This is a genomic window from Pseudomonas sp. LB3P58, from assembly GCF_054897895.1.
On sequence record NZ_JBUBVE010000001.1, the window covers coordinates 4035745 to 4049399 of the forward strand.

Annotated in this window: 15 protein-coding genes; 1 reads left to right on the forward strand and 14 read right to left on the reverse strand. The window is 58.0% G+C overall.

Annotation, left to right across the window (positions count from 1 at the left end):
- Positions 1-21: 21 nt before the first annotated feature.
- The 9 genes from ACYZTZ_RS18805 to ACYZTZ_RS18845 are packed head-to-tail and all read right to left on the reverse strand — an operon-like array spanning position 22 to position 9467.
- Positions 22-384, reverse strand: a complete 363-nt coding sequence (locus ACYZTZ_RS18805; RefSeq protein WP_461999316.1) for a tail fiber assembly protein — start codon at positions 382-384, stop codon at positions 22-24.
- Between the two features lie 12 nt (positions 385-396).
- Positions 397-2442, reverse strand: a complete 2046-nt coding sequence (locus ACYZTZ_RS18810) for a hypothetical protein (RefSeq protein WP_461999317.1) — start codon at positions 2440-2442, stop codon at positions 397-399.
- A 54-nt stretch (positions 2443-2496) separates the two neighbouring features.
- Positions 2497-3153, reverse strand: coding sequence for a hypothetical protein (locus ACYZTZ_RS18815; RefSeq protein WP_461999318.1), 657 nt, complete (start codon positions 3151-3153; stop codon positions 2497-2499).
- Positions 3154-4281 carry a baseplate J/gp47 family protein gene (locus tag ACYZTZ_RS18820; protein ID WP_461999319.1) on the reverse strand — a complete coding sequence of 376 codons (1128 nt, stop codon included), beginning with the start codon at positions 4279-4281 and terminating at the stop codon, positions 3154-3156. It abuts the gene before it with no gap.
- 1 nt (position 4282) lies between these two features.
- The gene (locus ACYZTZ_RS18825; protein ID WP_461999320.1) at positions 4283-4648 is read right to left on the reverse strand and encodes a phage tail protein; all 366 of its coding nucleotides are present in this window, start codon (positions 4646-4648) and stop codon (positions 4283-4285) included.
- Positions 4645-5262 (reverse strand): phage baseplate assembly protein V, encoded by a 618-nt coding sequence (locus tag ACYZTZ_RS18830; protein ID WP_461999321.1) that lies wholly within the window; start codon positions 5260-5262, stop codon positions 4645-4647. The genes ACYZTZ_RS18825 and ACYZTZ_RS18830 overlap by 4 nt, the downstream gene beginning before the upstream one ends.
- Positions 5259-6365: a rhs element Vgr protein gene (locus ACYZTZ_RS18835; RefSeq protein WP_461999322.1), complete on the reverse strand. Its 1107-nt coding sequence runs from the start codon at positions 6363-6365 to the stop codon at positions 5259-5261. Before ACYZTZ_RS18835 ends, ACYZTZ_RS18830 begins: the two co-directional genes overlap by 4 nt.
- Entirely contained in the window at positions 6366-7349 is a 984-nt protein-coding gene (locus ACYZTZ_RS18840; protein ID WP_461999323.1) for a hypothetical protein, read from the reverse strand. It abuts the gene before it with no gap.
- Positions 7350-7352: 3 nt separating this feature from the next.
- Entirely contained in the window at positions 7353-9467 is a 2115-nt protein-coding gene (locus ACYZTZ_RS18845) for a phage tail tape measure protein (RefSeq protein WP_461999324.1), read from the reverse strand.
- A gap of 277 nt (positions 9468-9744) precedes the next feature.
- Between ACYZTZ_RS18845 and ACYZTZ_RS18850 the strand changes: the two genes are divergently transcribed.
- Positions 9745-10212: a hypothetical protein gene (locus ACYZTZ_RS18850; RefSeq protein ID WP_461999325.1), complete on the forward strand. Its 468-nt coding sequence runs from the start codon at positions 9745-9747 to the stop codon at positions 10210-10212.
- Here ACYZTZ_RS18850 and ACYZTZ_RS18855 read toward each other — a convergent pair.
- The 5 genes from ACYZTZ_RS18855 to ACYZTZ_RS18875 all read right to left on the reverse strand — a co-directional run bounded on the left by ACYZTZ_RS18855 (position 10202) and on the right by ACYZTZ_RS18875 (position 13649).
- A complete protein-coding gene (locus ACYZTZ_RS18855) occupies positions 10202-10687 on the reverse strand; it encodes an HK97-gp10 family putative phage morphogenesis protein (protein WP_461999326.1) in 486 nt (161 codons plus the stop codon). The two genes, ACYZTZ_RS18850 and ACYZTZ_RS18855, sit on opposite strands and share 11 nt — an antisense overlap.
- A gap of 184 nt (positions 10688-10871) precedes the next feature.
- Positions 10872-11282 carry a hypothetical protein gene (locus tag ACYZTZ_RS18860; protein ID WP_461999327.1) on the reverse strand — a complete coding sequence of 137 codons (411 nt, stop codon included), beginning with the start codon at positions 11280-11282 and terminating at the stop codon, positions 10872-10874.
- Between the two features lie 90 nt (positions 11283-11372).
- On the reverse strand, positions 11373-11804 hold the full coding sequence (locus ACYZTZ_RS18865; protein ID WP_461999328.1) for a hypothetical protein: 432 nt from the start codon (positions 11802-11804) through the stop codon (positions 11373-11375).
- A gap of 56 nt (positions 11805-11860) precedes the next feature.
- Positions 11861-13417: a phage tail protein gene (locus tag ACYZTZ_RS18870; RefSeq protein WP_461999329.1), complete on the reverse strand. Its 1557-nt coding sequence runs from the start codon at positions 13415-13417 to the stop codon at positions 11861-11863.
- A 61-nt stretch (positions 13418-13478) separates the two neighbouring features.
- Entirely contained in the window at positions 13479-13649 is a 171-nt protein-coding gene (locus ACYZTZ_RS18875; RefSeq protein ID WP_461999330.1) for a hypothetical protein, read from the reverse strand.
- Positions 13650-13655 lie beyond the last annotated feature (6 nt).

A 13655-nucleotide genomic window follows, 5' to 3' on the forward strand; every position in this document is an offset into this window, starting at 1 on the left:
GCATCTTTTCTTGCGACTGACTTAGTCTGGAGCGACCGGCCATTCAGGTGCGGTGACAGTCAGATCGACCGCTTGAAGCTCCTGGTAGTAATCACGCCACGCCTTGGCCTTGACGGTTACTGCGTCCGTTGCGTCGAGCTGTAGAGCCATAAGTACCGGCGTCATCGCCTGGGAGGCCTGGGTCATCAACGCAGTCTGGGCCGCCTGATTGGCTGCGAGAATATCCGCAGGGCTGACTGGGGGATTAAGAAAGTCCAAGTAGCGCTGATCATTGTCCTGCACAACCCCCTGGTTTGGCCAGTATGCAGGATCTTGAGGGCATCCAAAAACAGAGGTTATAACCGTCTGAGTTTCATCGGAAAATTGAACATATATATCAGTCATCATTTTCACCATTCAGAATGTATAGGATGTAACGTTTAATGTGAAAGCTGTTAGAGTGCCAGATGTAGTTATCTTGTAATAAATAGTCTGCGTTGTTATCAGCGGTATATCGTTAACAGAAACGCCCTGTACGCCCGTAGAGTTTACCGTGTAGTTACGCTGTCCTATCCCGGTACTATCACCCGCTGCAAAGAAAGCAAACCCAGAGGAACTTACCGTTCCTGACTGGAGTAAATCAACCGTCTTCGCATTTGTAGGGACTGCTAGAGCAACGGACAGAGAAACAAGTGACGCCTGCTGCGTACTTGAGCTAATTACCTGAAACGGGTCAATGTAAATCTTACGATCAAGTTGGTAGCCAACTACAAACTGACTACTGGCATTCGTCGGCCAGGTGCTGATCAGTGCCGAAGCTGTATAGCCGGCCGGCATGTTTGCGCCGGTGTAGACCGATCCGTTACTGGTCGCTTGGGCGCAGGCCAATAGAGCCGAACCCCCTGTAGCCGGATTGTAGATCGCGTACAGCGACACAAACCCACTGACCGGAGCGGTGCCGGTATCCATGCCTCCTGCACCAGTCGTAGCCAGGTTGATCGTTTTGCTGAAGCTGGAGAGCAGCCAAGATTGACCGCCAAGCGCTGCTTTCACACAGACCTCGTCAGCGGTGAAAGTGGCCGTGGCGCTAGCAGCTGCTACCGACATCTTGGCGTTACGCATCGATCCTACAGGCGTGCCAACAATGGCTTGCGAATACGCTGATACGTACCAACCAGTCCCATCGGTCGTTAGTTGTAACTGCTCTCCAGCATTCATCAGGAAGGTATTGGCCGATACACTGAGCTGATTCGTTATAAGTTCGGCGGCATTCCCTTTCACCGTGCAAGCCCCGTACGCCGCAATGACTATGGCAGAACCGGAAAGCAAGCTCGCGGCAGCCGGCAAGGTCTGCGTAGTCCCTGCACTGTTTACAACGAGAGCCTTGCCCGCGAATGTGGCGTTAAGTGTTGTGCTCCCACTCGCGAAAGTTATTCCATTGAGGTTGCCCAGCTGAGACTGGTTTACCGCCTGACTGCTCTTCGTGCCCTTTGGTACCTGAACTGCACCGCCGGTCCCGTCGATCAGAATCCACGATCCTGCGCCGACCGAACTATTCCACTGAAACCAGCAGTCACCATTCGGAACGATCTCGCCGCCCTGAAGTGCCACATGCGCGCCGCCGACAATCGGAGAGGGAGCGATGACGCCAGGCGCAGGAGTGAATGTGCTGGCCGTGGTGTTGGCGTTCACCGCTTTGATGCAAAGCACCATTTTGTCGCTGAGCGCGGTGATGGCTGGTGTGAAATTGGCGGCGTAGGCGTTAGCCACACCAATATCAGGCGCACTGGTGGTCTGCCCGCTTTGCACGGACTGCAGCAGTCCGGCGGGGAGCAACGGCGCGCCGCTGTACTGCGAGATGCTCGCGCCAGTGATAGTGGTCTGGCCGAAAGCGACGGTCACCACATACAAGCCGATAAACCCAGCGTCTGGCGCCGGAGTTACCTGACTTCCGGTGACCGCCGAAGCACCTGCCTTCACGGCGACGACAGCGATGCCCTTACGGTTGGTATTTTGTGTCAGGCCATTGTTGCCCATGCCGGTGTAAGGCAGAGCAGGGTTAGCGCTGTTGTAATAAGGCAGCAGCACCGGCGCCGAATCGGAGTCCTGGTAAGTCGCCTGCACCAGATAATTGATGGATTGACCGGTGGTGCCCGGTGCCGGGCAGTTCAGCGTCACGCCATCGAGCAGGATGCCCTGCTTCATGATCGAGTGAGTGGTGTCGGCCGGCAGCGTCGAGAACGCCAGCGCGTCGATACTGGTCAAGCTGTAGATCTCGCCCGGCGCACAGACGACTTGCAACGAGGCTGGACCGGTCGGTGTAACCGCAAAGCCGTTGGCCGTGGTGCTGGTGCCAAGCATGGCGGCCGACAGTTTGGCCACTCCGATCATCGCGTCCTTGGCCATCTGGAGCAGGCTGGTTTCCGGCAGAATTTGGCCGGGATAAACGATCTGTCTGTCCATGGAATCCCCATAAAAAAGCCCGCTCAAGGCGGGCATAGAGTTGAATGAGTGAAATCAGTTGGTGATCCGGTACCAGATCGTCGAGCCGTACATTTTTGTCGCCTCGATGGCGGCAACGATGTCATCGTCCGAAACGTCAGAAAAAAGCTGTGAAGCCGGTAGCAGTGCGCTTGTCTGTGATAGCCCAAACCAGTTGGTGGCGATGCCTGGCCAATTGGCCGCCCCGCTTCCCGATGGCCTATAGGCCGTTACGAATGCTTGATAGGGGCAACTCGTGGACCCGAGAGGCCCGGCCACGCCGAGTCCCAGCGTTAGACCAAGGCACCCGCAATCGTCCGGTTTGGCTGGTTCGATAATCAGTGGGTGTCGCCCGGTCAGATCGAACAAGACCTGATCCATGCCGTGACGTGTGGCTCGCTCCCTGAAGATGTTGATCAGAATTCGATTTCGATAGCTCGGATCAAGCTGTCCAGAAAGTCTGATCAGGTTATTCCCGAAAAAATCGAGGCCGATCAGGTCGAGCCAGCCATCGGTGGCTGTTTTGATCCGCGTTTGGTCCTTGGCATAGAGATAGAGGGTGAAGCCCCATGAAAGCGCCTGGGCATAGCCCCACAGAAGCGCATCACGGACCGGATTGCTGTCGCCGAACCAGCTGGGCGGCAAAAGGTTCTTCAGCCGGCCGAACATGTCCGTTTGGTCGCCAACGCTCATTTAAGCCACCGTCACTGTGCCTGGTCGGATGACCTGTTTATTGGTTGCGCCGACATCCGCCGTCCCGCCATTGAGCAGTACGCCTGAGACGTTCGTGATCGCCGGGGAAACTCCGTAGGCGATGGCGGCGAGTTGCGTATAAGGCAGGATCTGACCCAGCGTTAGGCCTGAGATATAGGCCTGCAGAGCCGTCGTCACCTGAGCCACTACCACGCTATGGGTAACCGTTGCATTCGTCGTGATGGTCATCCCGACGTTGGCAGTCACCAGAACAGGAGCAAATACCCCGTAACGGGTGGTGAAACCTCTGACCGATTCGATTGCGGCACCTGCAGTCACCAGGAATGCGCCCGAAGGCGCCCCGCTTCCATCGTCGACGACCGCATAGAAGTAGCCGTAGAGCGTGTTGCCGCTGTAGTCCTGATTCTCGGTCAGCGTGTACGAAACCCCTTGCTGCATCGAAGACAGTGCGTAGCCGATGGCAGCCTTGGTCGCTTTCGAGAGTGACTGGACCCACAGAACGAAGCGAGCACGGAATGCTGAATCATTCTCCGGGTCGACACCATTGGCGAAGACGGCGGTGTTGGTAACCGTATCCACGCCACTGATGCTGCCAACGATCACCGTTACCGTGCCGATCAGCGCGTTCCCGGCTGATCCAGCGGTACTGGCAATAACCGGAACCGTTACCGATGCTGTGCCGGCGGGAATTAGATAGCCGCCCATCGTGGCGTTGTACATCACGTTCGTGGTGTCGATCGTCACCGAGAATTGCTGCGAGCCGTCGGTTGATCCGACCAGCGCGCCAATCGGGATCAGTGCCGAGTTGGTGGGCGTGAACCGCGAATAGGTGACGCTGCCTGTCGCGAAGCTGGCGGACAACCGATAGAACCCGAAGTCCGCCATCCAGCTGTCAAGATCGGCACCGGACGAGGTAGAAGCCCGGGTCGTTGCCAGCAGCGTGACGATCAGCTGCTGAAGCCACTGCAGGACGCTGGCGTTGCTTTCCGTGATGGCGCGCAACAGCGAGCCAATGGTGAAGTCAACGAGTCCGGCGGCACGGCCTTGAATGGCAGTCACCTGGTCGCGAACCAGCGTGGTGAAGTCCTTGATATTGAGCGATGCCATATCAGCGATTTACCTCAAACGAGAGCGTCACCGGCACACCCAGAGGTGAATCGGTGTAGCCGATATTGACGGAGAGTGTGTCGTTCGATGGAGTGACGGAAATCACCGGCTTGGGCTTCTTCGCGACGCAGTCCTCGAGCAGGATCTGGCCGCGAATCAGCGCAATGATCTCTGGGATGTTCGTCAGCGCGCCGACGTATCGGCCAAGCCCGGCGCCGTAGGTTGGGTGAAACAGGTAGTCGCCAGGGTTGGTGATAAGTCGCCTCAGAATCCGCTGCTTGCCGCGCTCCATACCTTCGACTGGCGAAAGGCTCCCGGTCGGGGACAACGAAAGGTCGTCGCCGACGTAGTGATTAAGGTCTTTCATGCGCCTTTCACCGTGGTAGTCATATGGGTGTTGCCCATTTGCTGGACCGGCACGCCAGAGCCACCAGATGCATGGGTGTGACCGTTGAACAGCGCTTGAAACGTCTCGGTGACGAACTTCAGCAGTGTCTGCCCGGAAGCCCTGAGATTGATTGCGGGAGCCGTGACGTTGGCCGATATCGTCGCCGTGACGTTGGCTGTCTGAGCGGTTGCGTTCAATGTTGTGTTGGCGATCAGCTCAACCGAGCCGTCGTTGTGGAACTTGAGCAGGGATCCGGACGCATGGACGATCCAAGTTTCACCGCTCGGCACTGGTGGCGGCGTGTTCGTGTCGTTGAAGTAGCGACCTGTCACGCTGCCGAGGTTTGGGTCGCCGTTGTCGAACGACACCTCCACCTCATCGCCGATCTGCGGGCCAACCACGACGCCCCAGCCATTGCCAACCCCGTGAGCATCGAGCTGAATCCATCCGGTTTCGAGGTCTTCCGGCTGGATCAGCACCTTCACGCTGTAACTGTCCTTGTCGTAGCTGGAGATCGTCCCTTTGCGCGGGTACGTACTGCCGTTGCTCTGGTGTTGCCGTTGTGCGTTCAGCAGGTCGCCTATCGCGCTCATGGAAGCACCATTGAATTGGGGTTGTGGTTCTTGGCGGTCAGGCTCATCGAGTAGCCATACTCAAAGCTGATCGACCTGCGCACCGAGTCGGCGTAATAGAGCTGGTCGAAATCTGAGTTCGTGCCTTCGACGCGGATGATCGTGTTCGGCATGAGGATGTTGTCGCCCGGGAGCGAGCAGCGAATCCGCATCTCATGATCCGTGATCTGCTTGTGCAGCTTCTGCGCGAGTTGTTGAGCGGCTTGATGATCGAGGCCGCTTCGAACAACGCTGTAAACCTGGCGTTTTGGTGTTGCGTTGCCGGGGGAAATGCCACGCGCGCTGTTGTTCGGGTACGTCTCGGTGAAGGCCTTTCCGCCCTTCCATGACCTGACCTGTACTGTGACGCCTTTGGCCAGGGTCAGATCCCGCTCCAGGTACAGGCCTTCGGTGGTATTGCACAGTGGATACGCCAGAGCGCCTGGCGCAACCCACTTGATCAGGTACTGATCTGTTGTGGCCGGATCAAGCGCTGGCTCGTAGTGGAGCTCGTTGCCGACGACGTAAGTCTGGAACCCATCCATGCCGGCAAAGTAGGACAGCAGGTCCCACTCTGAGCGCTCGTCGTTGATGTGCGTGTGGTCAAACTTGGTGATAGCGCCAACATTGGTTGTGGTTGGCGTTACCACGGGCGTAAGGCCGTGCCGACCGGCGAGCATCACCGCCACTTCGCTGGTGGTGTAGTTCGAAAACTTCTCGCTGGTCTTGGTGTCGATGAGCGTGCTGGTGTAGTCACGCCCCTCAACCGTCGCCTCGAAGCGAGCCATGTCAATCGACGGCCTGTCGGTTAAGCCAATGATCAGTTCCTTCCAGTTCGTGGCGTTCTGATCAATCAAGCCGACCGAGATCGAAAGCTCCATCGTGGCTTGCTGACTCCACCAGCGGACGGTCTTCATCTCACCCGGGAGGTCGCTCATCGCGAATGTTGCCGAGAAAGTGTCGGCCGAATAGAACGAATTGCTGTCCACTTCGGCCGCCACAAACGGAACCTCAACTCCATTCAGCAAAACCCGGCCAATAACGCGCCGAGCGCCAGGAGTGACATCGGCTTGGTTAATGTCCAATTACTCACCTATTGGGATTTTTATCGTCTGGATGCCGTCGAGTTGCGGGTCGGCGATGTTGTTGACCTCGCCAATGACCGTCCACTTCGACGGGTCGCCGTAAGCATCGGCGGCGATCTTCTGCAGGCTCGAGTTGCTGGTCGTAACGCTGGAGGTGCCGTTGGCCAATGGCCCGGCGAGTACGTTTTTCTGAAGTCGCCCGAGAACGCTCTGCATTTGATACAGCGGTGCCAGCTGAGTAAGCGCGGCACCCTGACGAAGCACGTTGTTCGCCGCGGTCGCCACCGGGTTGCCCGGAATCAAGCCGCCCAAGGTCGTGATGTCGTTGATCGACGCCCCTACCTGCGAGATCACCGACTGCACGACAGCCTGAGCGGCCACCAGCGGCCGGATTACCGTCTGAACTGTGCTGATCGTGGCATTGGCGAATCCCTGCACTTGCGATACGGCATCCTTTACCGCGGCAATGCTGGTTGTCACGGCATCAGAGTTGATAATGCTGGAAAGGCCGAGGGCTTCACCGACGTCGCTGTTCACCAGCGCATCCAGCGTTCCTGACAGTGCGTTTTCGGTGATCGGCGCATCCAACCGCTCAATAACCAGCAGATCGATGTAGTAGTTGCGACGATAAACATGTTCAAACCGGGCGCTGAAAGCTTGGATCACAACGCTGAAGTAGTAGCCGTCCATGTTGAATGTCAGCGGGTCGCCGGTATCGCGCAGCGTTTCGAGCTCAGTGACACGGTCACCTGCAGTGGCGCCGGTCATCCACCCAGACCACGACATGTTGTCGTAGTCGACCCCCATCACATCGACCACCCGCTTGCCGCCCACCAGCTTGTGCACGACCAGCTGTTGTTTGGCGCCGACGGTGACTGACTCAGGGACCTCTAGTCCGCTGAATTCGACATCGCCGACAATCAATCGAGTGGCAAACGGGTCCCCGTCCGGGGCAAAGTTGTCCAGGAAGCTCGTGAAGCTCATTGGTTAGTTCCTCGGGACGACCAGGCTGGAAGTGCTAGGCCTCAACATGCTGCGAGAAGGATCGAAGCCTTGAGTGCCGGTGTTGGGCCGGCCGGCTTCACGCGCCTGATGCGTGGTCACCGCTTCGCCGACTTTTTTGCCATCGAGCATGATGCTGCTGTGCACCTGGAGCGGCTGACTCGCTTTTGCGGGGACCGGAGCCACCAGAGGCGACCACGGCTCGCGAGGTGCGCTCTTGCCCCTGAAGTCATCGGCGAAGGTCGTCTTGGAGATCTGCATCGACGCCGGCAGGATCAGGTTTGCGCCTGCGATCAGCGTGTTGAAGATGGTCTGCCAGCCCGTCAGGAAGATCAGGGCAAACGACTTGAACGCACCGCCGATATCACCATGGAACAGCTTGACGAAGCCGGTCTTGATGTCGCCCCACACCAACTTCAGCGCCCCGCTAACTTCCTTCCAGTTGTTCCAGAGCAGAAAGGCGGCAGCAGCAACGCCAACCACTACCAGACCAACAGGCGTAAGCAGCAACGTCAGTGGCGACAGAAAGAAGTACAGTGCTTGCCCGATCAGTTTGATAGGGCTCAGAAACGCCATCAGAAAGCCGCGAACAAACCCGGACGCCAAGACGAATCCAGCCATCGCTCTAGCGAAATCAATGGCAAAGATCAGCAAGTAGGTGCCAAAGCGAGCAATCGCCGGGATCATTGGCGCAAGCGCCGTGCCGGTGACGAATATCATGGCCTGGCCGAGGAGCCAGAATCCACGGCCGGCTGCGATGACCATATTGATCAGTCCGCCAGCTATCAGGAAAGTCGAGAGCCCGAGCAACGCGTAGGTGAAACCCTTCACCTTGCCTTGGTTGTCATTCATCCAGTGCGCCAAGTCCTTCAGCGCCGGATTCAGCTTGTCGAGCGCCTTAATTGCCAGCGGCAGCACGACCGCGCCCAAGTTGAGCATCAGGTCGCGCCACTTGGCGCCAAATTCCAGCTGCTTGCCGGAGAGCGTGTTCTTGGCGTTTTTGTCGAGCTCGTCGATGCCCGCTGCGCCTTTGTTCAGTTTGATGTTCTTATCGATGTTGGCCATCTGGGTGTACATCGTTGAGTACAGGTTTGAGGCAGTGCGGTTGGTGAAAATAGCTCCAATTTCGTTAAGAATGGCCTGCCTCTCAGTGATTCCTTTGCTGGCGAAAGCCGGCAACATCACTGTCTTCATCCACGCGTAGGGGTCCTCTACCATCAGGTCGGTGCCCTTAACGGCTCCAGGCTTGATTTGCTTGATGTTGCCAATTTTGTTGTAGATCACCTTGTCCGGATCAAGCATGCCAATACGCATCAGCTCTTCAGCCGCGCGCGCCGTGGTACGTCCCTGTACCAGGTTCTGGTAGCCGGACATTAAGCCGGTGCCGACCCGGAAGCCGCCCATCTCCTGAACAAGCGGCTCCATGTTGTAGTAGAAATTCGCGTCTTTCATGCCTTTGGCGGCAACGCCGCCGGTCTTGATCAGATTCAAATATTCGTTTGCGCCAACGCGACCTCCAGTCGCGGTCTGAACCTGCTGGATCATGTTGGCCTGACTGTAGAAGGCCTCTTTGCTGGCTAGGCCGCCGCGCATTTCAATAACTTTGAGCATGTCCATGAAGGCGCGATCTTTCATCGCGCCGCCTTCGTCGCCATAGAGTGCGGCGTTGGCGAATTTCATTTTGGACAGCAGCGGAACGACCATTTGCGCTTCGTGGAAGTCGCCAAATACGGTTTGCGCGTCACGCAGCAGGCCGAGGTTCTCACGAATGCTGGTGCCGTAGGTGTTCATGCCACTGGCGAACATCACCGCATCATTCGTGACCTTTTCTCCGAGACCTAGGGAGCGAAAGCGCTCAACCTCGTTCTGAAACTTCTTGGCCTCGTCGAGCGGCGCCTTGAACATTGCGGCAATGCCAAGGCCACCAGCGACCATGAGGCCCCCGATAGCGCCTTGCTTGCCGATCGAGGACAACTTAGCATTGAGCTTGTCTACGTCCTGGCCAGCCGTAGCCAGGCTTTTGCTGATCATCAGCATGCCAGCGCTGACGTGGTTGATCAGCGAGAGCTTGACGGCGACGGAATACGCCTCAAATGCCATAATCAAAATTCCTATTCTGTGGGTGAATCACATGGCAAATGGGCATCGCACGTATCAGTGGGTGAACGGCCGAATCCAAGATGTTGGATCGTTGCGATCGATAGAGCTGAAGGAGGCGGCGCCACGCCCGACAAAGAAAGCAGAGCGGCGCACGACTGGATTGGATCTACAGACCGGGCTTCTCGTTTTCACCTGCAGTAGCCTTGTAATGGTCTTCGCAGGCGGCGCTCTGTGTGCCCTTCTCTTTACGCTCTACGCACTCTTCATTCGGTGACTTATGAATAAATGGATTTTCCTGTTGGCCGTCGCGACGACCCAGGCGGCAAGCGCCGCGGATATGAGCAAGTCCTGCACCGCTGTTGAATGCTCTGCCGGGGCCAAGGCCATCACCTACGCGCAAAAGGATGACTCGTATTACGCATGCCCGACATTTGAGCTGTCCGACTACGTGAACGGCGTCATGGGCTTTGTTTCTATGACGTACGGCGCAACAGGCAATCTGCCGAACGTGTCCCCAAAGACCGGCGAACCCGAATACACAGGACAGACCAAGGAAATGATCGACAGCTGGCGGACGTCGGCGAATGTTTCGACATTTGATGAGGCGATAGCTAAGTGCAGTGAAGGGAAGAACAAGGTCCAAGTGATCGTGATGAACTCACCCGATAGCGGCCTTTCGGTGTGGGTCGCAGACCAAAAACAGAACACCTTCTGGCTGCCGCGCGGTCACTTGATCAAGCGCTAGAGTCGTAACCAAGCGACTTGTGGATTGCTAGACCTCCAATCAATCCTGAAACGGTAGCCATCCCAAGCACGCGGCGGATGTATTCCTTGTTGCGAAAGACCGCCGGCCCCATCACTGGCCGCGCCGGCATCTTCAGCGTGCCGAACTCGTGATACACCATCTTCTCGTCCGTTGAGCCGATGACAGTCTCAAGCATGTGCGTGGTGTGGGTGATGCTCTCCCTCATTGCCCCGCTGGCTTCGAGCGGCGCGTCAGCTGGATATCCCATCCTGGCCTTTTGCGTTTCTGTCGAGTCAGCAAGATCCGCCCAGGCCGGGAAAGGTCCAATACCTGACTGGTAATGGCCTATTTCGTCCTTGGCGGTCATCTCGACCTTCGCCGCACACTTCTCAAGCCCGGCGTGCAGGCTGGCCAGCAGCGCGACTTCCTGACTGACCATGTGCAGCGCGAGGCCGCCCAAACTCTTGAATTCCATGGTCAGTCCTTCTTGTCGAACTGCATGCTTGACCAGTTCCAGATGCCCGATCCCTCGAATTCAGAGAACAGGATGGAGAAGGCAAAGCGCTCGTAGTCGGTCAATGGTCCGCATTCAAACAAACGATCAAACGGAACCCCGTTTTTCACCAGCCAACAATCCCGGCGAAACTCGGGGTTCGTTGCTAGTTTTTTGCTGCGGCCTGCTCGGCGCCGAGGCCTTCCTGCAGTGCTTTGGCGTCGGCTTCAGCCTTGGCGGCCTCATACTTCTTCAGGAAGTGGGCATTGATCGCTTCCATGCCCTCTTCGCCCAGCTCCTTCAGCACGGACTCGATCTGGGTCATCGTCTGCGGCAACCCGAAGCCGGTGTCGTCGATGTACACCACCATCGCGGCCGGCAGCGCGAAACCGGACATGAACGTCTGATTACCCGCAGCCTCTGCACCGGCAGCCATCACCACGCGGCCTTGCTCGAGCGGACCCAGCTTGCGCAGCTGAATGGTCCGCCCTTTGGAATCCTGAATGGTCTCGAAGCGTGGCTTCTGATCAACGTGAACAGGTGCTGCAACGCCTTCGTGAACGGTTACTTTGCTCATGGGTAAATCCCCTGGTCAGTGAGTCGTCAAAGGTGCATGGCGTGCGGGGTGACGAGTCCCGCGCCCTGCCGGGCTGCCATGCGTAACGGGTTAAACCTTGAGGCGGCGGCGCGCGGTGAAGGACATGGACTGGCGAATGGTCTTGTCGCCTTCCTTCTTGCCTGCGTCCTCGAACTTGAGAATCACGTGCGTATAACGCCAGGTCGTGCTGCCGCCACCGATTTCCTGAATGGTCTCGGTGATGGTGGCCGGGTTCTGGTTCACACCGTTGTAGTAGTCGCTTTCGAACTGCGCCCACCAGTCATCAAGAGTGGAATCAACGCGCTCGGCATCGAACGTGCCCGTCCAGCCCTTCGGGATCATCAACTCATCGGTCAGGCCGTTGAGCGGCGTGATTTCTTGGTTGGTGACCTTCGGTTTTGAATCGAAATTCATGATCTTCGGGAGCCGGATCGGCCCCGTCGGGGTGTTGATGTCGATCGAGACATCTTTCCCCGTGTTGTATCCACCTTGACCGGGCATGGCGTTCTCCAAATGAAAAACCCGGCGCTAGGCCGGGCGGGAAGTGGTTTCAGCGCTTAGGAGCGCGGGGTGGCGGACGCAACGATCGAGACGGACTGGCCGGCTTCGAGATTGACGAGGAAGTAGCGGATCACGGACAGGTATTTAACCTGTACGTCCGCCTGCATGTAGCCAAGAGCCACACGATCAGATGGGTTGTTGGCCGCGTCGAGCTGGACCGAGAACGCCGGGCCGCCATTGACGTCACCAATCATTCCCTGCTGCACCAGTGTCTGCAGGAAGCTTTCCATGGTGGACTTCGTTTCGCGGCGCACGTCAGGCGTTTGCAGCCGGCCGATGGTCCCGCCGAAGCTTGCGGCGATGGTCAGCGAGATGAAGTTCGTCATCCGCGTGTAGTTGTCGCCGTTCACCGCAGAGTTGCTGGAGCAGTTCAGGCCGGAACGATGCCCGAAGTAGCTGCCGCCCGGACAAGGGTTGGTGATGACGTCGAGGCGTGCGGTGTTGATCGCGCCGATCTCGGCGATGCTGTACGGCTGTTGCGACAGGTTGCGCTGAGTCGACACCGCATTGGTGATCGGCTTGTTCAGGGCGTTCTGGTGCGGCGCCAACGCGGCGATCTTGGCGGCGGAAAAGGTTGCCGGGGCAATCATGCGCTGCTGACCGTTCACCTGGTCTTGCCAGTAAACCCAATCACCCGAGAGAACCTTGAGCGCGTAGCTGTCACAGCCGGCCGTGGTCAGGGCCGTGGCGACGGTGGTGTAGGACGCGCCCGCAACACCTTGGGTGACCATGTAGCAACCTTCAGACAGGCCGTAAGTCAGCATGGTCGGCCATTGGGTGCCGTCAGTAACATCGATCAGGTTCGCCACTTGGGCGCCGGAGCCACGCAAGGCGTACATGCCTTTGCGGGCCGAGCCGATCACGCCATCCACGCCAACCAGTACCGCGTCAGTGATGGTGGTGTTGCCAGAGGTGCCAGAGGTGAAGGCGACGGTCTGAGTCAATACGACCGGAGCCAGCACCGAGATGCCGACGGTTGCCACAACAAGCTGCGACGGCCCACGGATACCCGATTGACCGTTGTTCACCGCGCTGACGATGTTCGTCCACAGCGCCAAGCCGGAGCCGGTGATGTTATCGAACACTTCCGGCGCAACGCCAGGCAGCGAAATAGTCAGTTTCCAGCTGGCGGCGGCAGAGCCAACTGCCAGTGTTGCGCTGAGCGAGTTGCCCAGGGTGCCGGTGTAGAACGCGGTCAGAGTGGCGCCGACAGCGACAGCGGTGTCTTTCAGCGTGGCAGTGGCCGCAGTGTCGGTGCCGTCAGTGACGCGCACGGCACGGATGTTCGAGGCGCCACCTTGGATCGACACGGCAATCGCGGTGCACAGGTCGTACTTGCGCACGACTTGGGTGCCGAACTTCTGCGAGGCATCACCGGGCGAGCCGATCAAGGTCGCGCTGCTCACCGGACCCCAGTCAGCCACGCCGACGATGCCGAGAATGTCGGTCGCCACGCCGTTGATGTAGCGGGTCTTCGGTGGAACGATTTGAATGTAGAGATCCGGGGCCTGAAGCGCCGCGGTATTCAAGCTGCCTGCCGGGTAAATGGGCATGGCGTCCTCCTAATGAAAAAACCGCCTCAATGGGCGGTTTCTTGTGTGTGGGTTTCGCCTGTTAGGCGTTGGCGACTTTCAGGACGTTGCCCGCGCACTCGCCGGCCAGAACGGCAGCGACTTCATCGGGGTCAGTGATCTCCTGGCCGACTTGGTAGTCAGCAAAGGCGAACTTGACGGTCAGCTTGTACGGCGAGGCTTTTGCTTTTGCCGGTTTGGTATCGGAGTCCATGTCGGG